Here is a 21,439-nt window from a genome sequence, read left to right on the forward strand (position 1 = left end):
GCACACCGCTCCGACGGGCCGGTTCCCTTTCCGACGAAGGGGGCCGGCCCGTCCGCCGTGTTCAGGCGTTCCGGCGGGCCGACTCGTTCTGCTGGGCGAGGCGCCTGAGGGCGAGGAGGGCGGGTTCGAGGAGGACCGTGAGCAGGAGGGCACGTTCGGCGGCCTCCAACGGGTCCTCCAGGCCGTCGAGCTGATCGAGGTCGAGGACCGCGGTGCGCTCCGCGAGGCGGGCGTAGGGCAGGAGGGTGTGGCGGTCGACGGGGGCGCCGAGGGAGCGCAGTGCGGCGATGGCCTCGGCGAGGGCGGTGCGGGCGGGGGCGCCGGTGTGCACCTCCCAGCCCAGCTCGGCGACGAGCGCGTCGACCTCGGCGGTACCGGCGGAGGCTTCGGAGGGTTCGTCGGCGAGGCTGATCGCGCCGAGGACGAGGCCGAGCAGGACGTGCGGGTCGCCGGTGTGCCCGCCGACGGCGTCGAGGACCTGGCGGGCGGTGCTGACCGGCAGTCCGCGCACCCCGGTCAGCGCCCGGATCAGCCGCAGCCGCCGCAGGTGCTGTTCGTCGTACTCGGCCTGGGTCGCGGAGGTCTGACGGCCGGGCGCGAGCAGGCCCTCGCGCAGGTAGTACTTGATCGTCGTGACGGAGACGCCGCTGCGACGGCTCAGCTCGGACATGCGCATCGGTGGTGCTCCGCTCTGCCTTGTGGCCTTACGGTCTTGCGACTCGCAATTGGATACCTCTACTGTCTAACATAGATAGTGCAGCTATCCAATATCGGCTCGCACCTCTCCGACGCCCAAGGACACAGCCATGCCCACTCTCCGCTGGCACACCCCGGCCCCGCCCGACACCGGCGCCTTCCTCATGGCCTCCCGCTTCGAGGTCCGCACCCTCGCCGACGTCCCCCGCTTCCTGCTGAAGTCCCTCGCGGCCTGGAAGCAGGTCAAGGGAGCCCCGGGCGCGTACGGCGCCTCCCTGATCGCCGAACCCTTCAAGCGCACGTTCTGGACCCTGTCGGCCTGGGAGAGCAAGGACGCGCTGTACGCGTACGCCCGCGCCGAGCCGCACCGGTCGGTGACGAAGGAGACGCGCTCCACGATGAAGACCTCCGTCTTCACCTTCTGGGAGGCCCCGCCCGTCCTCGACTGGACGGACGCGAGGAACCGGCTGGCCGAGGAGGCGGCGAAGTGACGCTCACCGACATCCCCGAGGCACCGGCGGCCGAGGCCCGCCGTATCCCCCTGTGGCTGGCGGTCGTCGCCGCGAGCGTGCCCATGTTCATGGTCGCCCTGGACAACCTGGTCGTCTCCACCACCCTGCACACCCTCGCCGTCGATCTGGAGGCGAGCACGCAGGAGCTTCAGTGGTTCGTCAACGCGTACGTTCTCGGTTTCGCCTGTCTGCTGATGACCGGTGCGGCGCTCGGGGACCGGTTCGGGCGGCGGCGGGTGTTCGTGGCCGGGATCGCGCTGTTCACGCTCGCCTCGGCCGGCTGCGGACTGGCCGACAGCAGCGGGCAGTTGATCGCGTTCCGGGCCGTCCAGGGGTTCGGGGCGGCGGCCGTGATGCCGCTGTCGCTGACGCTGCTGTCGCAGGCGGTGCCGGACCGGCTGCGAGGGCTCGCGCTCGGCGTGTGGTCCGGGGTGAGCGGGCTCGCGGTGGCGATGGGCCCGGTGGTCGGGGGCGCGGTCGTCGAGGGGCTGGACTGGCGGTGGATCTTCTGGGTCAACGTGCCGGTGTGCGTCGTCGCGATCCCGCTCGTGTACGTCGCCCTGCGCGAGAGCAGGCTGCCGGGGACCCGGCTCGACCTGGGCGGGATGGTCCTCGCGGCGACCGGGCTGTGCGCGGTGGTGTGGGGAACCGTGCACGGCGAGCCGGACGGCTGGACCTCGGGGACGGTGCTGGGCGCGTTCACGGCGGGCACCGTCCTGCTCGCGGCGTTCGTCGCCTGGGAGGCGCGCGCCCCGCAGCCGATGCTGCCGCTGTCGTTCTACCGGATACGGGCGTTCACGCTCACCAACGTCGTCTCGGCGGCGATGTACTTCGGCGTGTTCGGCTCGCTCTTCCTGCTCTCGCAGTACCTCCAGATCGCGCCGCCGCGCACCCCGCTCGAAGCGGGGGTGCGGACCCTGCCGTGGACGCTGATGCCGATGGTCGTGGCGCCGGTCGCGGGGCTGCTGACGGACCGGGTCGGGGGCGGGCGGCTGATGGCGCTCGGGCTGTTCCTCCAGGGGGCGGGGCTCGGCTGGATCAACCTCGTCGCCGGCACCGACACGCCGTACTCGGCGCTCGTGTGGCCGATGGTGGTGGCCGGGATCGGGATGGGGTTCGTGTTCGCGCCGACGGCGGCCGTGGTGCTGGGGTCGGTGGACAAGGAGTACGCGGGGAAGGCGTCCGGGGCCAACAGCACGGTCCGGGAGGTCGGGGGCGCACTCGGGATCGCCGTCCTCGGCACGGTGTTCGTGGCGCACGGGGACAGCGGGAGTCCGCAGGGGTTCGTGGACGGGCTGGGGCCGGCCGTGTGGGTGGGGGTCGCGGTGGTGTTCGCAGGGGCGGTGTGCGCGCTCGGGATTCCCAGGAAGCAACCGCACTAGCCCCCCCCCTCTTTGCTCATATGAACACCTGGTTACCATATGAGCACCGCAGATGAGCGCCGTCTAGCTCGAAAGAGAGCCCTGTGACTGTCAACGAGGACTCGTTCACCAACTGGATGAACCGTGAGGAGACCGCCGAGTCGATGATCCCGGTCATCGGGAAGCTGCACCGTGAGCGGGACGTGACCGTCCTCGTGCACAGCCGCTCCCTGGTGAACAAGTCGGTCGTCAGCATCCTGAAGACCCACCGGTTCGCCCGGCAGATCGCGGGCGAGGAGCTGTCGGTCACCGAGACCATGCCGTTCCTCCAGGCGCTCACCACGCTCGACCTCGGCCCCTCGCAGATCGACCTCGGGCTGCTGGCCGAGAGCTACCGGGCCGACGGACGCGGCCTGAGCGTCGAGGAGTTCACGGCGGACGCGGTGGCCGGGGCGACCGGCGCGAACAAGATCGAGCGCGGCAGCGGCCGGGACGTCGTCCTGTACGGCTTCGGCCGCATCGGACGCCTCGTGGCCCGCCTCCTGATCGAGAAGTCCGGCTCCGGCAACGGCCTGCGGCTGCGCGCGATCGTCGTGCGCGGCGGCGGCCCCGGCGACCTCGTCAAGCGGGCCTCCCTGCTGCGCCGCGACTCGATCCACGGCCAGTTCCAGGGCACGATCACCGTCGACGAGGCGGCCGGCACGATCACCGCCAACGGCAACGAGCTCAAGGTGATCTACGCGAACGACCCCTCCGAGATCGACTACACGGCGTACGGCATCACGAACGCGATCCTCATCGACAACACCGGCAAATGGCGCGACCGCGCGGGGCTCAGCGAGCATCTGCGGCCCGGCATCGACAAGGTGCTGCTGACCGCGCCCGGCAAGGGCGACGTCCCGAACATCGTGCACGGCGTCAACCACCACACCGTCAAGCCGGACGAGCGCATCCTGTCCTGCGCGTCCTGCACGACCAACGCGATCGTGCCGCCGCTGAAGGCGATGGACGACGCGTTCGGCGTGGAGCGCGGGCACGTCGAGACGGTCCACTCCTTCACCAACGACCAGAACCTGCTGGACAACTTCCACAAGTCCGAGCGCCGGGGCCGCTCCGCGCCGCTCAACATGGTCATCACCGAGACGGGCGCCGCCTCCGCCGTCGCGAAGGCGCTGCCCGACCTGAAGGCGAGGATCACCGGCAGCTCGATCCGGGTACCCGTGCCGGACGTCTCCATCGCGATCCTCAACCTCCAGCTCTCCCGCGAGACGACCCGCGAGGAGGTCCACGACTACCTCCGCGAGGTGTCCCTGACCTCCCCGCTGCGCCGCCAGATCGACTTCACGACCGCGCCGGACGCCGTCTCCAGCGACTTCATCGGCTCCCGGCACGCCTCGATCGTCGACGCGGGCGCGCTGAAGGTGGAGGGCGACAACGCGATCCTCTACCTCTGGTACGACAACGAGTTCGGGTACTCCTGCCAGGTCGTGCGGGTCGTCCAGCACGTGTCGGGCGTCGAGTACCCGACGTTCCCGGCGACGGCCGTCTAGAGCGGGGCCCCTTCCCGCAGGCACAGCGTCGCGCCGGTGCGCGCCGCCTCGTACAGCGCGCGCAGGGTGCGCAGGTGGGGCGGCGTCAACACGCCGTCCAGCTCGGCGAGATGGCGGAAGGCGTGCCGGTCGTGCTCGTCGCTGAGGCGGACGGCGGCGCCGGGGGCCAGGGTGCCGCCGTGGAAGTAGCAGTCCAGGACGGGGCCGCAGCCCTCGACGTCCGCGCGGTGGTCGATGCCGATCAGGCGGGGGCCGCCGGGGAGGGCGAGGCCCGCCTCCTCGCGCAGTTCGCGGCGGGCCGCCGTCCAGGGGTCCTCGCCGTGGTCGAGCATGCCGCCGGGCAGCCACCAGTGCCCGGCGGCGGGCTGGCCGGGCGCGTAGCGCAGGAGGAGGACGCGGCCCTCGCCGTCCAGGAGGAGGACGCAGGACGCCATCAGGGTCTGCGGCTGGGTCCGCACCCACTCCTCTCTCGGCAGCCACGCTCCGGGCGTCTCGACGGTGACGGTCTCGTCCACGGCGGGTTCCTTCCTGCGCAGGGGTCGGGTCGCTGTGGTCAACGACCGAGTCACGCGCGGGGGACGGTCTCCCGCACCCAGGGCTGTCCCGTACCCCGGGCTTTCCTGTACCCCGGGTGTGAGGTTGGTAAGGCTTGCCTTATAAGGTGTGCTGGTCCCCGGCCGCAGTACAGGCATATGTCCGTACACCGGGGGCACGTTCGTTCCCCGTACGACAGGACACCCATGCGCACCACCTCCCGCGGTCTGTTCGCGGCGCTCGCTCTGACCCCGCTGCTGGCCGGCTGTTTCTCCTCGGGCGGGTCGCAGTCCGCGCAGGGCTCCGGGGACGGCCGGCTGCGGGTCGCCCTCGCGGTGCCGCCGGTGCAGGCGCTGTCGCCGTACAGCAACGACGCGACGGTCCTGAGCAAGCTGTCGGTGACCGAGGGCCTCACCGCGCTGGACGAGAACGGCGCCGCCGCCCCCGCGCTGGCCACCTCCTGGACGCAGGCGAACCCCACGACCTGGACGTTCACCCTCCGCAAGGCGACCTTCCAGGACGGCACCCCGGTCACCGCCGAGTCCGTCGTGAACGCCCTCGGCCACGCGAACTCCGCCGCGACCAAGCCCCGCGTCCTCAGCGACGTCACCCTGACGGCGAAGGCGGCCGGCGCGAGCACCGTCACCCTCACCACGAAGACCCCCGACCCGGTCCTCCCCCTGCGCCTGGCGAGCCCCGCCCTCGGCATCCTCTCCGCGAAGGCGTACGGCGCGAACGGCGCCGTCACCCCGGTCGGCACCGGCACCGGCCCCTTCACGATCACCAAGCTCACCGGCAAGACGAGCGCCACCCTCGACCGCTACGACGGCTACTGGGGCGGCAAGGCGAAGGCCCCCGGCGTCGACGTCACCTGGATCGCCGACGGCACCGCCCGCGCCAACGCCCTGCGGAGCAAGGACGTCGACGTCGCGGAGTGGATACCCACCTCGCAGGCGAAGCTCCTCGACGCGGCCACCCGGCACGAGGTGCCGTCCGTGCGCACCGACAGCCTCGTCCTCAACACCCGCTCCGGCACGTTCGCGGACGCCGGTCTGCGCGCCGCCGCCCGTACCGCCGTGGACGGCTCCGCGCTCGTCGGCTCGGTGTTCGGCGGGTACGCGGACGCCGGGCAGGGCCTGTTCGGTCCCGCCGTGTCCTGGGCGAAGGCCGACCGGGTCGCCGTGACGGGCCGGCCGGCCGCCGCGAAGGTCGCGAAGGGGACGACCGTACGGCTCGCCACCTACACCAACCGGGCCGAGCTTCCCGAGGCGGCGACCGTGCTGCAACAGCAGCTGGAGAAGGCCGGGTTCACGGTGAGGCAGGACGTCCGCGAGTACACGCAGATGGAGGCGGACCTGCTCGCCGGGAAGTACGACGCGCTGGTGTTCTCCCGGGTGACGCTCCTCGACACCGGGGACGCGGTCGCCTACCTCGCGAGCGACTTCACGAGCGACGGGGTGTACAACATCGCCGGGCTGAAGGACGCGAAGGTCGACGAGGCGATCAAGTCGGCGGCTGCGGAAGGGGATTCGGCCGCGCGGCACAAGAAGATCATGCGGGCGGAGGCGGAGATCCTGCGCACGGACGCCGTGGTGCCGCTGGTGCACGAGAAGGTCGTCCAGGGGATCGCCGCGAACGTCGAGGGCGTGCTCCTCGACCCGCGTGAGCGTTCGCTCGTCGACAGCGGCACCCACCTGAAGTGACCTCGTGGTGACCGACTCCCGCACGCTCGCCGGCCGGCTCCTGGCCGGCGCCGCCCTCCTCGCCGCCGTCACCTCGCTGCCCTGGCTCTCCGGAACGGACCCCGCGCTGACGGTCCTTCGCGCGCGCTCCGGCGACCAGGACCCGACGCCGGGGCAGTTGGCCGCCGTCCGGGAGCAACTCGGGCTGGACGAGGGCCCGTTGACGCATCTCGTGCGCTGGCTCGGCGGGGACGCGGGGACGTCGTGGGTGTCCGGGGAGGCGGTGTGGCCGCAGGTCTCGGACGCGTTCGCGGTGTCGGTGACGATGATGCTGGGCGCGTTCGCCGTGACGGCCCTGGTGGCGGCACTGGTGTGCGGGCGGAGCGTGTGGCTGGGGGCACGGGGGCGGCTGCGGGACGCGGGGAGCGGGGTGCTCGCCGCCGTGCTCGCCGCGCTGCCGAAGTTCCTGCTGGCGTCGCTGCTGGCGACGGTGTGCGGGGTGTGGCTGGGGTGGCTGCCGGCCGGCGGGTGGGAGGGGCCGTCGTCGATGGTGCTGCCCGCGCTGGCGCTGGGGGTGCCGTCGGGGGCGATGATCGGCGGGCTGCTCCGGCAGGCGCTGCCGGGGGCGTTCCGGGAGCCGTGGGCGCGGGCCGCGCACGCCTTCGGGCTGTCACGGGGGTACGTCGCGCGCAACGCGCTGCGGCGGGCGCTGCCCGGGGTGCTGCCGGGGCTCCTGCCGACCGTGGTGGGGCTGGTCGGGGGTTCGGTCGCCGTCGAGAAGATCTTCAACATCCCGGGGCTCGGGCGGCTCGCGCTGGACACGGCGCTGGCGCAGGATCTGCCGCCGCTCCAGACGGTGACGCTGGTGCTGGTCCTGCTGGGGGTGGGGGCCGGGCTGGCGATCCGGGGGGTGTGCCGGGCGCTGCTCGGACCGGCGCTGCGGGACGGGGCGTTGCCCGCGCTGCCGGTGGTGGGGACACGGCCCCGCAGGGCGCTCGCCGCGGGGTGTGCCGTCGTGCTGCTCGCGCTCGTCGTCGCCGGGCTGCTGCGTGATCCGGCTCAAGTGGACACGGCGGCAAGGCTGTTGGCGCCGTCGGCCGACCATCCGCTGGGGACGGACTCGCTCGGGCGGGACATGCTGGCGCGGCTCGGGCACGGGGCGCTGCGGACGGCTTCGGTGGCGTTCGCGGTGACGGGGGTGAGCGTGCTTGCGGGGCTGCTCCTCGGGGTCGTGGGGCGGGTGGGCGCGGGGCTGACGGAGGTGGTGTCGACGCTGCCCGCCGTGCTCGCCGGGCTGCTGACGACCGCCGTGACCGGGCCGTCGGTGTGGGGGGCCGCGCTCGCGGTGTGCCTGGTCGGCTGGGCGCCGTACGCCGCGCAGGCTTCGGCGTTGCTGGCGCAGGAGCGGGCCGCCGGGCACACGCTCGCGTCGCGTTCGCTGGGGGCGGGGGCCGGGCATCTGCTGCGCCGCCACCATCTTCCGGCAGTGCTGCCCGCCGTCGTCCGCAACGCGTTGCTGCGGTTGCCGACGACCGTGCTGGTCCTCGCGTCGCTGGGGTTCCTGGGGCTCGGGGAGCAGCCGCCGGCGCCGGAGTGGGGGCGGCTGCTGTCGGAGAACCAGCCGTATCTGGAGCTGGCGCCGTGGACGGTGGCGGGGCCCGCGGGGGCGTTGGTGGTGCTGGCCGTCCTCGCCGTGTCGGTGGAGAGATGGGCGAGACGGGGCGGGCGCGGCTGAGGTGTCCGGGGTGCTGCGTGGTTCAGCGGGTCGCCGCCTCAGGAACCAGTACCGGCCGCGTTGCGCGTCTCATGTGTAGGAGCCGTGAAGGCGCTCCAACTGGGGTTATGTGCGCGGGAGTTCGCCAAGAGGCCGCGCCCGGCGCCCTGTTCACTGGCCAGAACCTTACGGTCCGCGTTCGCCGGTGGGGGCAACTGGCTTTCGGCCAAAGGGTGTTCGCCTAGGGTGGCGTTCTGATCAGCGTTGTTCACCATCCGCAGGAGGCTTTGCCGTGTCGGACACCCCGGACACCCACTCCCCCGCAAGCCAGGCCCAGGAGGCACGTTCCCGGATCGACACGTCCACGCCCCACTCGGCGCGGTTCTGGAACTACTTCGTCGGCGGCAAGGACAACTACGAGGTCGACCGGCAGATCGGCGACCACATCAAGGAGATCTTCCCCGGCCTGGTCGACGTCGCGGTGACGAGCCGGCACTTCCTGGGCCGCGCGGTCACCCACCTCGTCACCGAGGTCGGCATCCGCCAGTTCCTCGACATCGGCACCGGCCTGCCCACCGCCGACAACACCCACGAGGTCGCGCAGCGCGCCGCCCCCGAGACGAAGATCGTCTACGTCGACAACGACCCGATCGTCCTCGCCCACGCCAACGCGCTGCTGACCAGCACGAAGGAGGGCGTGACGGCGTACCTCGACGCGGACATGTACGACCCGGCGGCGATCCTGGAGAAGGCGTCCGGGACGCTGGACCTCTCGCAGCCGGTCGCGCTGATGATCCTCAACACGCTGGGCCACGTCGGCGAGTACGAGCAGGCGCGCACGCTGGTCCGTGACCTGATGGCCGGGCTGCCGTCCGGGAGCCACCTGGTCATCAGCGACTCGACGTCGACCAGCGAGGGCATGATCGCCGCGTCGGACGCGTACAACGAGAGCGGCGCCGTGCCGTACTACGTGCGCAGCGTCAAGGAGATCGGCGGGTTCTTCGACGGTCTCGACCTGCTGGAGCCGGGCGTCGTACAGGTCACGGAGTGGCGGCCGAACGCGGACACGCGGCGGGTGTACGTGGACGCGTACGGGGCGGTCGGCCGCAAGGCGTAGTCCGTGTGAACCGACAGGCGGGGCCGGGGAGTTGTCCCGGCCCCGCCTCTCTGTCAGTACGCGTAGCCCGACTTGCCGGCCTTCGTCGCGGTGACGTGGGTGACGCCGCTGCCCGGCGGGAGGGTGGTCGTCGTACCCGGCGGGCTGACGAGTGTCCCGTCGCCGAGCTGGGCGGCGGTGTTGGCGCCCCAGCCGATCACCGAGCCGTCGTCGAGCGCCGCGAGGGTGAAGTCGGGGCCGCCGGCGATCTCCTGGACCCCTTTCAGGATGTCGACCGGGACGGCGCTGGTGCGGTTGGCGGTGGTCCCGTCGGCGAGCTGCCGGGTGTCGTTCTTCCCCCACGCCTGGACGCTGCCGTCGTCGAGGACCGCGAACGACGAGGAGTGGGTGGCGAAGATCTTGGCGACGGTGTCCAGGTAGGCGACGTCGACCGGTTTGGGGCTGTCGGTCTTCAGGTCGTCGCCGAGCTGCCCGTCCGTCCCCTTCCCCCACGCCTTGACGACGCCGTCGGCGGTGAGCGCGAGGACGTGGTCGCAGCCGACGGAGATCGCGTCGACGTCCGTGAGGTCGGAAATCTGCTGCGGGGTCTCGCGGTTGGCCGTACCGCCGGTGCCGAGACGGCCGTTGGCCCCCGCGCCCCAGGTCCAGACCGTGCCGTCCTGGCGCAGGGCCACGCTGAACTCGCAGCCCGCGCCGACGTCCTTGACCCGGTCGAGGCTCTGCACGGTCGTCGGGGTCTTGTAGGGGTTCGTGGTGTCCTGGCCGGTGCCGAGCTGCTTCTTGGCGTTGCTGCCCCAGGCGAGGACACGGCCGGCCTTGACGGCGAGGACGTGGTCCGATCCCGCCGAGAGGTCGCTGACGCCGAACAGGCCCGCGACCGTGCCCGGGAACGGCTGGGCGGTCGTCGTGCCGTTGCCGAGCTGCCCCTTGTCGTTGGCGCCCCAGCTCTTGACCGTGCCGTCGTTGAGGAGGGCGACGGCGAAGGCGTCCTTGTTGGCGCCTCCCCCGGCGAAGACCTCGCGGACGTCGTCGCGGGCGACACCGACGACGGCGGCGGGGGTCTGCTGGGCGAGGACGCTGCCGTTGCCGAGCTGGCCCTGCGTGTTGTCGCCCCAGGCGCGGACCCAGGGGTCGGCGGGGCCGGCGGCGTGGGCGGGGGCGGCGGTCAGGAGGGTGGTGGCGAGGGCCACGAGGAGGAGGGGTCTCACGGTGCTGCCTTTCGGTTCAGTAGGCATAGCTGCTGTAGGCGGAGGGGCCGGCCGAGACGTGGGTCATGCCGCTGCCCGGCGGCAGGGCCGTGACCGGGAGCGGGGAGGACGTGGTGGTGCCGTCGCCGAGCTGCCCCTGGGCGTTGTCGCCCCAGGCCATGACCGAGCCGTCGTCGAAGGCCGCGAGGGTGTGGCCGTAGCCGCCGGCCATGGACGTCACCCCGGTCAGCCCCGGGACCGGCACCGGTGTGGTCCGGCTGGTCGTCGAGCCGTCGCCGAACTGGCCCCGGCCGTTCCAGCCCCACGCCCGCACCCCGCCGTCGTCCAGGACGGCGAAGCTGTGGTAGCCGGCGGCGTGGACGGCCGCCACGTCCGCCAGGTGCCGGACGTCCACGGGGACGGGGCTCGCCGTGGTGTCGTCGTTGCCGAGCTGGCCGTTGAGGTTGTAGCCCCACGCCTTCACCCGGCCGTCGGCGAGCAGGGCCAGGCTGTGGTGGCAGCCGGCGGAGACGGCGGCCACGTCGTCGAGACCGGGCACCAGCCGGGGGGTGTTCCGGCTGGTCGTGGAGGAGTCCCCGAGCTGGCCGTGCTGGTTGCGGCCCCACGTCCATACGGTGCCGTCCTCCCGCAGCGCCACGACGTGGTCGCAGCCCGCCGCGACGTCCTTCACCTTGGAGAGGCTCTGCACCGCGACCGGCAGGTTCTGCGGCGTCGCCGCCGTGCCGTCGCCGAGCTGCCCGTGCGCGTTGGCTCCCCAGGCCACCACCCGCCCGCCGCGCACGGCGACGGCGAACCCGGCCCCGGCGGCGATCTCGGACACCCCTGAGAGCCCGCGGACCGTTCCCGCGTACGACCGTGAGGCGGTCGTCCCGTCGCCGAGCTGGCCGGTGGTGTTCGAGCCCCAGGCGCGGACCGTGCCGTCGTTCAGCAGGGCGACCGCGAAGGAGCTGGCGTCGTTCCAGCCGCCGCCCGCCACCTCCCGCACGTCGGCCCGCGCGATCCCCCGGACGGCGGACGGCGTCTGCTGACCCTGCGTGGTGCCGTTGCCGAGCTGCCCGGCGCCGTTCATCCCCCACGCCTGCGCCCAGGGGTCACCCGGCTCGGCGTGTACCGGTCCGGCGGCGCCGATCAGCAGCACCGCCGCCAACGCGACGGCCTCAGTACGCATACGTCGTGTTACCCCCGAGCGACACCGCCACGTTCTTGATCGCCGACCCCTCCTTGAGGATCTTCACGGAGTCGTAGCGGGACACGGTCGTGCCGTTGCCGAGCTGCCCCTCGCTGTTGTTGCCCCACGTGAAGACGTCGTCGGCGGTCACCGCGACCCCGTGCCGGGCGCCGGCCGCGAGGTGCTGGACGCCTTCCAGGCGGGGGATCTCCACCGGGGCGGTGCGGTTGGTGCGGGAGATGTTGTCGCCGTCGGCCTGGTCCCCTTCGAGGAGCTGGCCGTACTGGTTGTTGCCCCAGCCGTGGACGTGACTGTCGCTGGTCATCGCGTAGTTGTGGAACGCGCCGGCCTCGATGTCGGAGACGCCCTCCAGCCAGTCGACGTCGACGGGGACGGTCGAGGACTTGGTGGAGGAGTTCCCGAGCTGACCGTAGAGGTTGTAGCCCCAGGACTTGACCGTGTCGTCGGCGGTGATCGCGAGCGCGTGGTAGCAGCCCGCGTCGATCTTGACGATGTCCGAGAGACCGGTGACCTGGCGGGGTACGGAGCTGGTGGCCCGGTTGCCGGTGCCGAGCTGGCCGTGGATGCCCCGGCCCCACGCGTAGACCTTGCCGTTCTCCAGGAGGGCGAGGCTGAAGTCGCAGCCGGCGGAGATCTGCTTGACCTTGGGCATGCCCTGGACCCGGTCGGGGACGGTACGGCTGTCCCCGGTGCGGTTGTTGCCGAGCTGGCCGTACGCGTTGTCGCCCCAGGAGTAGACCTGGCCGGAGGTGTCGAGGGCGAGGGCGTGCCGGCCGCCGGCGGCGATGTCCTTGATGTTCGTCAGGCGGGGGACGGTCGTCGGGACGGTCTGGTTGGTGTTGCCGCCGTTGCCGAGCTGTCCCGAGGAGTTGTGGCCCCACGCCTTGACGGTCGTGTCGGTACGGGCGAGCGCGAAGGAGTCGGCGGAGGAGGTGCCGCCCGCCGACATCTGGTCGACGTCGCCCCGGAAGAGGCTGGTCACGGAGGCCGGGGAGAGGCTGTCGGAGAGGGTGCCGTTGCCGAGCTGGCCGGTGCGGCCCGCGCCCCAGCCGAGGACGGTGGGGTTGCCCTCGTTGGCCGCGGTGGGGGGTGCGAGGGCGAGGGTGGCGGCGAGGGTCGTGAGGACGGCGAGCGTTCTCCAGGGGGACATGGCTGTGCTCTCCTTCTCGTCGGATTCAGGTGGGGCGCCCTCCAGCAGCCTTCCGGCAAACGATCACCGTCGCGAGCCGAGATGTTCGAAACACCTGATTGACGGACGTCCGTTCGAGTTGCCCGGCGCGGCGGTTCCCGGGCGGGGCGGGAAACCGGCCACTCAGGGGCCGTGGGCCGATGCGGTGAACCATGATCGACACGCACACCCCGCAGGGTTTTCCATGCGTTTGTCCGATTACCGTCTGACCCGCTTGTTCGAATCCCTCTCTTCTCTCCCCGGGAGCCGCCATGCCCGCACGCCGTTTCCTGTGCGCCTGCGCCCTCGCGCTGGCCGTCTGTTCCGCCGCCTACGTGTCCCCCGCGCACGCCGCCGTGTCCACCGCCGCCTCGGAGTGCGCCCCGGACGACGAGCAGTGCAACGACGACCAGGAGTCGGCGCAGAAGATCGAGGAGCAGCAGAAGAAGACCGAGGCGGACGCGAAGGACGCGCAGAAGCAGATCGACGCGGTCGGCAAGGACCTCAAGGAGTGCCCGCCGGGGTCGGCGTCCTGCATGGAGAAGCTCGCAGGGTCGGGGAGCGCCGAGAAGGACGGCATCGAGGACATGACCTCGACGATCTCCGGATTCAGGACGGAGCCCGGCGACAACGCGTCGTCCTCGTCGACGACCGTGTGCTCCGGTTTCGCCGGGACGCTGCCGGCCGGTGCCGGCGACACACCGTTCCCCGCCGACCAGTTGTGCTCACTGCTCGGTTCCTGAGCCACCCCGACAAGGAGAGTCCCGTGCGCCGTCCCCTCGCGCTGATCGTCCCCGTCCTGACGTCCCTCGCCCTGGCCTCGCCCGGTCACGCCGCCCAGCTGCCGCCCGGTGAGGGCGATCCCGGCCCGATGCCGGCCGCGCGGGCGGTAGGGCCCGACGGGAAGCCGGCGAAGGTCGCCGACGTCCTGGAGTACTGCGGGACGAAGAAGTCCGCGTGCTCCTTCCGCATCAACCGCGTACTCACCCGCGAGTTCGCCACCGCCGTCCGCTCGCTGGGCAACTCGGTGATCAACTGCACGCAGAGCGACATGAGCGTGGACCGCACGGTCACGCTGCGCACCAGCAGCACCGACAACATCGGCGGCGAGATCTCCGGGAAGGTCAACGTCGAGGGCACGGTCTCCGCGTCCGGCGAGGTGACCACCAACCTCTCCAACGACATCACCAGCAACCACAAGACGCCGAACCTCAAGGACGGGCCGACCTCCGAGAACGGCACGAAGACGACGGTGGCCGGGGGTGCGAAGCTCACCGGGTCGATGAGCGCGAAACTCGCGTTCGAGGCCGCGTTCAAGGCGACGTACTCCAAGTCGTGGACGGTCGACAACACCGAGGCGACGACGTACAAGACGACCGTCAAGGCCCACGACATGCTCGTGTTCGGGGCGAGCGCGGCCATGCGGCGCGTCACCGGGAACCTGATCACCGACATCGGCAGCAAGATTCTCGGGATCTCCGTCGACAGCCCCTCGATGGTCAACACGAGTTCCTTCGTCGCGCAGACGTACGCGACGCCGAACGGCGTGTGCAGCGGCACCCGGCCCGCCGGGAACACCGCAGCCGGCGGCAACAACACCCCCTGAGCCAGGAGTTCTGTCATGCGTCTGCTCGTCGTCCCCGTCCTCGCGTCGCTCGCGCTCACCGCGCCCGCGTTCGCGGCCCCCGCCGAACAGCCCGTCCCCGTCCTCAACGGCGACTTCGCCGACCCCGCGATGAAAGGCGACGGACCCACGACCGTCGGCATCGACAACTGGACCGGCGCGAACCAGCGTTACTCCCCCGCCGCGTCCGGCCGCACCGACACCTCCCACGGCGTCGCCCTCCAGAAGGACGGCAACACGCTCCAGCAGCGGCTGCGCGGGGTGCGTTCGGGGGCGCAGGTGACGGTGTCCTACGAGGACAGTCCGGCCGTGTCGAAGGAATGCCTGCCCGCCGAGGTCGAGAACGGCCAGCCGTACACGGTCGACGCGAGCGGCGGCACCGTCCAGGACGTCACCACTGCGGGGGACCCCGGCCGGGTCAAGGGCACGCCCGGCGGCGGGCGTTGGACGCAGCGGTCGTACCGCTTCACGGCGTCCGAGAACGAGCCGCTGCTGACGTTCACGTCCAGGGTCGCCAACTCCAAGACGCACATCACCTGTTCGCCGATGGTCGCGCGGATCAGGGCGGTCGAGGTGCCGCCCGCCGTGGACCAGACCGTGGACCGGACGGCCCTCGGCACATCCGAGGCGTTCAAGGGCAACGAGAAGGAGAAGTGGCTGCACAACGCGCTGGCCGCGTGCAACGGGGAGAACGCGTGCGAGTTCCGGCCCGACCGGCGCACCTCGTTCCGGTACTACGGGCAGTCCCGGGTGCTCGGCGAGACGTTCGTCAACTGCACCCGCAACACCCTTGAGCACACCCGGGTGCTGAGCTTCGCCGAGCGCAGCCACGACAGCGTCGCGCAGACGTACGCGGACGCCGGGCAGTCGCTGGAGGAGGTCGCCCGGCTGCCCACCTCGGGCGACCGGACGGAGGACGAGAAACGGCTCAAGTCCCGTCCGCTGGCGGCCCAGTTCGCGCTCGCCTACGAGAAGGCGTGGCAGCGTCCGTGGCAGTGGTTCAGCAGCGACCAGCGCACGGTCGTCGAGCGCGTCCAGCCCGGTGAGGTGAGCTGGGTGGAGTTGCAGCCGACCCGGGAGCGGGTCGAGGGGTGGTTCGTCAGCAAGAAGGACGACTATCGCGTGCACGCCGTCGTCGACGGCCCGTCACGCGCCGTCCCGGACCGGCTGCTCCAGCGTACGGGGCCGATGACCGGCGCCGAGAAGCAGCGCTGCATGGCGGCGCGGCCGATGACGACGACTCCGGTGGGCGCGGACGCTCCGGCGGCGTCGGCGGACAAGGGGCTGACGGGGCCGCCGGCGCCGACCGCTCCCGGAGTACGGCGCCTGGGCTGACGGTCGGGGGGTGGGGAAGGCTCACCCCACCCCCTGGCCGCTCACCCCACCCCCCGGCCGCTCACTCCCCCCGGGCCGCGAGTGCCGCCTCCGCCTTCTTCCGGTACACCGCCAACTTCTCGGCGGGGGCGACGACTTGGTGGCTGCGGGACTTCACGGAGACGTCGTGGCCGGCGGCGGTGGCGCGCAGGGCGCCGACCGTCGCCCGGTCGCGGGGGACGTGGGTGAAGGGGTCGAAGGAGTACCAGCGCATGGCGTTGAGGTGGGTCATCTTGTCGGTCTCGGTGTCGGTGACGCCGTTCGCGGTGAGGACCTCGTGCAACTCCTCGGGCGCGTTCGGCCACATGGAGTCGGAGTGGGGGTAGTCGGCCTCCCAGCAGATGTTGTCGATGCCGATCTCGTTGCGGAGCTTCACGCCGATCGGGTCGGAGATGAAGCACGTCAGGAAGTGCTCGCGGAACACCTCGGAGGGGAGCTTGCCTCGGAAGTCCTGGAGGGTCCAGGTGGCGTGCATCTCGTAGGTGCGGTCGATGCGTTCGAGGAAGTAGGGAATCCAGCCGGTGCCGCCCTCGGACAGGGCGATCTTCAGCGTCGGGTACTCCTTGAGGACCCGCGACCACATCAGGTCGGCCGCCGCCTGGACGAGGTTGATGGGCTGGAGGGTGATCATCACGTCCGGCGGTGCGTCGGCGGAGGTCACGGCGAGCCGCCCGGAGGACCCGATGTGCAGGTTCATGACCGTGCCGCAGTCGGTGAGGGCCTTCCACACCGGGTCCCAGTACTCGGTGTGGAAGCTGGGGTAGCCGAGCGGCACGGGGTTCTCGGGGAACGTCAGCGAGTGGCACCCCTTCTCCGCGACCCGGCGGATCTCCCGCGCGCACAACTCGGCGTCCCAGATGGCGGGGAGGGCCATCGGGATGAACCGTCCGGGATGCTTGGCGCACCACTCGTCGATGTGCCAGTCGTTGTAGGCGCGCACGAGCGCGAGGGAGAAGTCGGAGTCCTCGGTGGCGAAGAGGCGGGCCGAGAAGCCGGGGAACGAGGGGAAGTTCATCTGGGCGAGGACCCCGCCCGCGTTCATGTCGGCGACCCGCTCGTCGACGTCGTAGCAGCCGGGCCTGATCTCGTCGAGGCCCTGCGGCTCCATGCCGTACTCCTCCTTGGGCCGCCCGGCGACCGCGTTGAGCGCGGCGTTGCCGATGCGGTTGTCGCGGAACTGCCAGACGTCGGTGCCGTCGTCGTTGTGGACGAGGCGGGGGGCGTCCTTCTTCCAGCGGTCCGGGAGGTGGTTGGCGAAGAGGTCGGGGGGTTCGATGATGTGGTCGTCGACGCTGATGAGGATCATGTCGTCGCGGTCCATGAACACGCTCCTTGGACTTAGTCGGAGGCGGGCAGCGCTTTGGCGGCCTTGACGGTCAACGGCTCGCCCCCGTACGTGAGTTCACCTGTCCCGGAGGCCGTGCAGAGGAGTTCGAGGGTGTCGCCCGCGTCGACGTACCGCTTGCCGATCAGGACGTCCGGGGTGCCGGGGGCGACCGGTGGGGCCGTCAACTGGGCGGCGGGCAGCAGGGGTTGGCCGGCGCACTCGATGGCGCCGGTGAGTTCCTTCGGGGCGCGGATGACGATGACGCGGGCCGTCGAGGCGGGCGAGGCGAGTTGGTCACCGGGGCGCGGGGCCTGCTGCGTGGGTGTCGGTGCGGGCGTCGGCCCGGGTGCCGTCGCGGGGGTCGGTGCCGGGGTCGGCGCGGGGGGCTCCATGGTGCGGCTCTCCTTCCGGGAGGGTCAGGGGGGTCAGCCGGTCGCCCAGCCGCTCGATGTCGTACGACTGTCTGGCCAGCCAGAACCGCAGGAACCCGGTGAGCGAGTACCGCAGGAACAGGGCGGCGCCGACGACGGCCGCGCTGACTCCGCCGAGGCCGATCGCGAGGGCGTCGCCCTGGCCGAGCGTCGAGTCGGTGGCGTGGGCGAGGGGGAAGGCGAGAGCGCCGAGGACGAGCCCGGCGAGCATCAGCAGGACACCCGTCCGCAGCCACAGGGCGTTCCGGGCGGTGGCGGGGTCGGGGATCTTCAGGTCGGCGATGTCACGGACGAACCGGTCCGCGCGGGCGTCCTGCGTCATGGGGCGCTCCCCAGGTAGTAGGAGGAGAGTTCGGCGTGCAGGGAGCCGTCCGGACTCCCCTGCCACTGGACCTGGCCGCGGGCGAGGACGGCGGCGTGATCGGCGATCTTGAGGACGGCGGCGGCGAACTGCTCGACGACGAGCACCGCGACCCCCTGGCGGGCGATCTCGGCGACGCGTTCGTAGAGTTCGGCGACGACCAACGGGGCGAGCCCCATGGACAGTTCGTCGAGGAGGAGGACGGCCGGGTCGGTCGTCAGCCCCCGGGCGAGGGCCAGCATCTGCTGCTCGCCGCCGGAGAGGGTGCCCGCGGCCTGGGTGCGCCGCGCGCCGAGGACCGGGTAACGGGCGTACGCGGCCTCCTCGATGTCCTCCTGGCGGCGCCCGGTGAACGTCATCATGCGGAGGTTGTCGCGCACGGACAGGTTCGGGAAGACGCCTCGGCCCTCGGGGATCAGGCACACCCCGGCGCGGGCGAGGTCCCCGGCGCGGACGCCGGTCGCGTCCCGTCCGCCGAGCAGCAACCGGCCCCCGGTGGGCGGGTGGACGCCGGCGGCGACCTTCAACAGGGTGGTCTTTCCCGCCCCGTTGGGTCCGAGGAGGGCGACGATCTGTCCGGGGTGGACGGCGAGGTCGACGCCGTGCAGGACGGTGATCCCGTCGTACGCGGCCCGGATTCCGGCGAGTTCCAGCAGGGCGGTCATGACTCCCCCAGGTAGGCCGCGAGCACCGTCCGGTCCCGCTGGACCGCCTCGGGCGGCCCGCAGGCGACGACCCGGCCGAGGTCGAGGACGTACACGTCGTCGCAGACCGTCATGACGAGGTTCATGTCGTGCTCGACGAGGAGGACGGCGGTCCCGTCGTCCCGGGCGAGGGAGCGCAGCAGTTCGGAGAACCGCTCGGTCTCCTCCGGGTCCTGTCCGGCGGCGGGTTCGTCGAGGAGGAGGACACGGGGGTGGAGGACCAGGGCGCGGCCCACTTCCACGAGGCGGGCGATGCCGGTGGGGAGCGCGTCGGCGGGGGCGTCGGCGAGGTGGGTGAGGTTGAGGCGGGTGAGGACGTGGTCGACGGTGCGGGCGGGGTGGCGGCGGGAGAGGTGGCGTTCGGAGCGGAGTTCGGGGCTCAGGCCGGGGCCGTGTCCGGGGTGGGGTTCGGGATGGTGCCCGGGGCTCAGCTCAGGGCGGCGTTCGCGGCTCAGTTCGGCGGCGACGAGGAGGTTGTCGCGGACCGTGAGCCTGCCGAAGAGTTCGAGGTGCTGGAAGGTGCGGGACATGCCGCGCCGGGCGCGGCGGGCGGGGCCTTCGCGGGTGATGTCGTGTCCGTCGAGGGTGACTCGGCCGGTGCGGGGGCGGCGCAGTCCGGAGACGACGTCGAACAGGGTGCTCTTCCCGGCGCCGTTGGGCCCGATGAGTCCGGTGACTCTTCCGGGTACGGCGGAGAGCGACACGTCGTCGAGGGCGCGTCGGCCGCCGAACGTGACGGTGACGTGGTCCGCGGTCAGGATCGCCGCGTCAGCCTGTTGCTGTGGCACGGTCCAGCACCTCCCTGTCCTCGGGGCGCCAGGGGCGGCGTATCCCCCACCACTCGACGGGGACGTCCCCCGCCGGCTTCGGCCTCGCCCGGACCGCCGCCCTGGCGCGCAGGGTGACGGCGACGGCGAGCGCGCCGATCAGAGCCGGCCACCCGGGCAGCGCTCCCGTCGCGACCAGCGCCCAGGCGAGGCCCAGCACCCCGGCCAGGACCGGCATCAGCACCCGGTCCCGGGCGAGCGGCGTCCACTCCTCGCGCATCCCGGTGAGGACCCCGCTCGGGTTGTGGGCGAGGCCCATTCCGGCGAGGGCGATGAGGAGGGCCGACAAGTCGTGGGCCCAGGAGCCGAGTTCGTCGAAGAGCTGGGTCGGGACGACGAACGCGATCCCGGTGAAGACGCCGGTGCCGACCGCCCCGAGCCCGCCGATCACCGCGATCAGGAAGATCGGGAGCCCGGCGATCATGTTGAACTGCTCGGCGGTGACGGTCTGTTGCTGCATCCCGTACAGCGCCCCGCCGAGCCCCGCGATCCCCGCCGACAGCGCGAACACGGCGACCCGCGCCCCCAGCAGCCGTCCGCCCAGCGTCGCGTAGGCGGCCTCGCTGTCCCGCAGGGCGATCAGCCGCCGCCCGAACCGGCCCCGGCGCAGCGCGGCCACGCCGAGGGAGGTGAGCGCGAGCAATACGGCGGCCAGCATGAGGAGTTGGCCGGGGCTGGTGAGGTGCCGGCCGAAGAGGTCGGGGCCGGTCACCGACACCGAGCCCTGGTCGAAGAGGGTGATGCGCAGGCCGAACACGTCGAACGCGGGGAGGGTGAAGATCCACCGGTCGAGGATCACGGCGAACGCCGTCGTCCCCAGGGCGAGGTAGATCCCGGAGAGCCGCAGCGCGGGCAGCGCGATGAGCGCGCCGACGGCGGCGGCGACCAGGACGGCGACGGGCAGCGCCCACAGTTCCCCGTCCGCGCCGAGGTGCCCCCACACCACGGCTCCGATACCGGCGATGGACAGCTGGCACAGCGAGATCTGGCCCGCGTACCCGGCGAGCGGGACGTAGGAGAGGGCGACGATGCCGAGCGAGAAGACCGTGCCGTACGAGATGACCTTGTCCTCGGACAGGACGGTCACCAGGACGACCGCGAACAGGACGACGCAGCCCGCGAAGACGAGCGAGCCGCGCGCCTTCGGCAGCGGGACGTGCGCCAACTTGCGGTCCCTGCCGCGCAGTCGGCGGTGCGGGAAGGCGAGGAGGGCGAGCAGGAGGAGCAGGGCGGGGGCGGCGAGGCGCAGGCCGGGGAGGTAGTCGTTCTGGGGGAGGTAACCAGCGAGGTACGCCTCCATGAGGCCGACGACGACCGCGCCGAGGAAGGTGAGCGGGAGGCTGCGCAGCCGGCCGAAGACGGCGGCGGTGTACGCGGAGACGATCAGCAGGGAGAGCTGCTGGGCGTCGAGCGCGACCGTCGGCGCGATCAGGATGCCGCCGACGGCGGCGAGTTGGATGCCCAGCACCCACGCGAGCCGTCCGGCGCGCAGCGGGTCGGCGCCGGTGAGCCCGGCGAGGGCGCGGTCGTCGACGGAGGCCCGCATCTCGGTGCCGGCGCGGGTGCGGTGCAGCAGGAACCACAGCGCGGCGGCGATGGCGAGGGCGGCGGCCATGGTGATCGCCTGGTGCCAGGTGACGGCCGCCGGGCCGAGGTCGATCGCGGGCCGGTCGTCGAGGAACGGGCTGAGCGGACGAGGGGTGTTGGGGTCCCAGATCCAGCGGGCGAGGGCGATGCACCCGGTGAGCAGGGCGACCGTCATCACGAGCCGCTCCGCCTCCCCGAGCGCCTGGACGGGCCGCATCAGGACCCGCTCGACGAGCAGTCCGAAGGCGGGTGCGAGGACGAGCAGGACGGCGGCGAGGGCGAGCGGAACCGGCCACCCCCAGCCGACGGCGAGCTGCCAGTAGGCGAACGCCGCGAACATGCCGGCCGCGCCGTGCGCGAAGTTGAAGACTCCGGCCGTGGTGTGGGTGAGCACCAGGCCGCTGCCGATCACGGCGTAGATCGCCGCCGTGGTCAGACCCACCACCGTGAAGGCCAGGAACTGATCCATGGCT

General features: G+C 72.1%; 20 protein-coding genes. 9 read left to right on the forward strand and 11 right to left on the reverse strand.

The features are described 5' to 3' along the window. Positions 1-61 precede the first annotated feature (61 nt). The gene (locus ABZX85_RS12865) at positions 62-676 is read right to left on the reverse strand and encodes a MerR family transcriptional regulator (protein WP_355865962.1); all 615 of its coding nucleotides are present in this window, start codon (positions 674-676) and stop codon (positions 62-64) included. A 130-nt stretch (positions 677-806) separates the two neighbouring features. Between ABZX85_RS12865 and ABZX85_RS12870 the strand changes: the two genes are divergently transcribed. From ABZX85_RS12870 to ABZX85_RS12880, 3 genes are all read left to right on the forward strand, one after another. Beyond that, positions 807-1,187, forward strand: a complete 381-nt coding sequence (locus ABZX85_RS12870) for a DUF3291 domain-containing protein (protein ID WP_355865965.1) — start codon at positions 807-809, stop codon at positions 1,185-1,187. Then, a complete protein-coding gene (locus ABZX85_RS12875; RefSeq protein WP_355865968.1) occupies positions 1,184-2,590 on the forward strand; it encodes an MFS transporter in 1,407 nt (468 codons plus the stop codon). Before ABZX85_RS12870 ends, ABZX85_RS12875 begins: the two co-directional genes overlap by 4 nt. Before the next feature lie 83 nt (positions 2,591-2,673). Continuing rightward, positions 2,674-4,119 (forward strand): glyceraldehyde-3-phosphate dehydrogenase, encoded by a 1,446-nt coding sequence (locus ABZX85_RS12880; RefSeq protein WP_355865971.1) that lies wholly within the window; start codon positions 2,674-2,676, stop codon positions 4,117-4,119. Here the strand turns inward: ABZX85_RS12880 and ABZX85_RS12885 are convergent. Beyond that, positions 4,116-4,634, reverse strand: coding sequence for an NUDIX hydrolase (locus ABZX85_RS12885; protein WP_355865974.1), 519 nt, complete (start codon positions 4,632-4,634; stop codon positions 4,116-4,118). The genes ABZX85_RS12880 and ABZX85_RS12885 overlap by 4 nt on opposite strands. Before the next feature lie 225 nt (positions 4,635-4,859). Between ABZX85_RS12885 and ABZX85_RS12890 the strand changes: the two genes are divergently transcribed. From ABZX85_RS12890 to ABZX85_RS12900, 3 genes are all read left to right on the forward strand, one after another. Continuing rightward, positions 4,860-6,356 carry an ABC transporter substrate-binding protein gene (locus ABZX85_RS12890; protein WP_355865976.1) on the forward strand — a complete coding sequence of 499 codons (1,497 nt, stop codon included), beginning with the start codon at positions 4,860-4,862 and terminating at the stop codon, positions 6,354-6,356. Positions 6,357-6,363: 7 nt separating this feature from the next. Next, positions 6,364-8,070 carry an ABC transporter permease subunit gene (locus tag ABZX85_RS12895; RefSeq protein ID WP_355865978.1) on the forward strand — a complete coding sequence of 569 codons (1,707 nt, stop codon included), beginning with the start codon at positions 6,364-6,366 and terminating at the stop codon, positions 8,068-8,070. Between the two features lie 271 nt (positions 8,071-8,341). Next, complete coding sequence (locus ABZX85_RS12900) at positions 8,342-9,166, forward strand: SAM-dependent methyltransferase (protein WP_355865981.1); 825 nt, start codon at positions 8,342-8,344, stop codon at positions 9,164-9,166. A gap of 53 nt (positions 9,167-9,219) precedes the next feature. Here the strand turns inward: ABZX85_RS12900 and ABZX85_RS12905 are convergent, their stop codons facing one another. Genes ABZX85_RS12905 through ABZX85_RS12915 form a run of 3 tightly spaced genes read right to left on the reverse strand, consistent with a single transcriptional unit; the run spans position 9,220 to position 12,713 of the window. Then, a complete protein-coding gene (locus ABZX85_RS12905) occupies positions 9,220-10,374 on the reverse strand; it encodes a chromosome condensation regulator RCC1 (RefSeq protein ID WP_355865983.1) in 1,155 nt (384 codons plus the stop codon). A 16-nt stretch (positions 10,375-10,390) separates the two neighbouring features. After that, positions 10,391-11,542, reverse strand: a complete 1,152-nt coding sequence (locus ABZX85_RS12910) for a chromosome condensation regulator RCC1 (protein ID WP_355865986.1) — start codon at positions 11,540-11,542, stop codon at positions 10,391-10,393. Beyond that, positions 11,532-12,713, reverse strand: coding sequence for a sialidase (locus ABZX85_RS12915; RefSeq protein ID WP_355865988.1), 1,182 nt, complete (start codon positions 12,711-12,713; stop codon positions 11,532-11,534). The genes ABZX85_RS12910 and ABZX85_RS12915 overlap by 11 nt, the downstream gene beginning before the upstream one ends. 290 nt (positions 12,714-13,003) lie before the next feature. Between ABZX85_RS12915 and ABZX85_RS12920 the strand changes: the two genes are divergently transcribed. Genes ABZX85_RS12920 through ABZX85_RS12930 form a run of 3 tightly spaced genes read left to right on the forward strand, consistent with a single transcriptional unit; the run spans position 13,004 to position 15,690 of the window. After that, on the forward strand, positions 13,004-13,474 hold the full coding sequence (locus tag ABZX85_RS12920; RefSeq protein WP_355865991.1) for a hypothetical protein: 471 nt from the start codon (positions 13,004-13,006) through the stop codon (positions 13,472-13,474). 23 nt (positions 13,475-13,497) lie between these two features. Next, a complete protein-coding gene (locus tag ABZX85_RS12925; protein WP_355865994.1) occupies positions 13,498-14,337 on the forward strand; it encodes a hypothetical protein in 840 nt (279 codons plus the stop codon). 15 nt (positions 14,338-14,352) lie between these two features. Continuing rightward, positions 14,353-15,690, forward strand: a complete 1,338-nt coding sequence (locus ABZX85_RS12930) for a hypothetical protein (protein WP_355865996.1) — start codon at positions 14,353-14,355, stop codon at positions 15,688-15,690. A gap of 61 nt (positions 15,691-15,751) precedes the next feature. Here ABZX85_RS12930 and ABZX85_RS12935 read toward each other — a convergent pair whose 3' ends face one another. From ABZX85_RS12935 to ABZX85_RS12960, 6 genes are read right to left on the reverse strand one after another with little or no spacing between them, the layout of a single operon-like run. After that, on the reverse strand, positions 15,752-17,050 hold the full coding sequence (locus tag ABZX85_RS12935; RefSeq protein ID WP_355865999.1) for an amidohydrolase family protein: 1,299 nt from the start codon (positions 17,048-17,050) through the stop codon (positions 15,752-15,754). 17 nt (positions 17,051-17,067) lie between these two features. Continuing rightward, positions 17,068-17,448 (reverse strand): hypothetical protein, encoded by a 381-nt coding sequence (locus ABZX85_RS12940; RefSeq protein WP_355866002.1) that lies wholly within the window; start codon positions 17,446-17,448, stop codon positions 17,068-17,070. After that, complete coding sequence (locus ABZX85_RS12945; protein ID WP_355866005.1) at positions 17,351-17,809, reverse strand: hypothetical protein; 459 nt, start codon at positions 17,807-17,809, stop codon at positions 17,351-17,353. The genes ABZX85_RS12940 and ABZX85_RS12945 overlap by 98 nt, the downstream gene beginning before the upstream one ends. Then, a complete protein-coding gene (locus tag ABZX85_RS12950; protein ID WP_355866007.1) occupies positions 17,806-18,513 on the reverse strand; it encodes an ABC transporter ATP-binding protein in 708 nt (235 codons plus the stop codon). Before ABZX85_RS12950 ends, ABZX85_RS12945 begins: the two co-directional genes overlap by 4 nt. Continuing rightward, positions 18,510-19,340: an ABC transporter ATP-binding protein gene (locus tag ABZX85_RS12955; RefSeq protein ID WP_355866010.1), complete on the reverse strand. Its 831-nt coding sequence runs from the start codon at positions 19,338-19,340 to the stop codon at positions 18,510-18,512. The genes ABZX85_RS12950 and ABZX85_RS12955 overlap by 4 nt, the downstream gene beginning before the upstream one ends. Next, positions 19,321-21,435: an ABC transporter permease gene (locus ABZX85_RS12960; protein WP_355866013.1), complete on the reverse strand. Its 2,115-nt coding sequence runs from the start codon at positions 21,433-21,435 to the stop codon at positions 19,321-19,323. Before ABZX85_RS12960 ends, ABZX85_RS12955 begins: the two co-directional genes overlap by 20 nt. Between the last annotated feature and the right edge of the window lie 4 nt (positions 21,436-21,439).

Origin of the sequence: Streptomyces sp. NPDC004539 (genome assembly GCF_040610055.1) — a bacterium.
Lineage (GTDB): Bacteria > Actinomycetota > Actinomycetes > Streptomycetales > Streptomycetaceae > Streptomyces.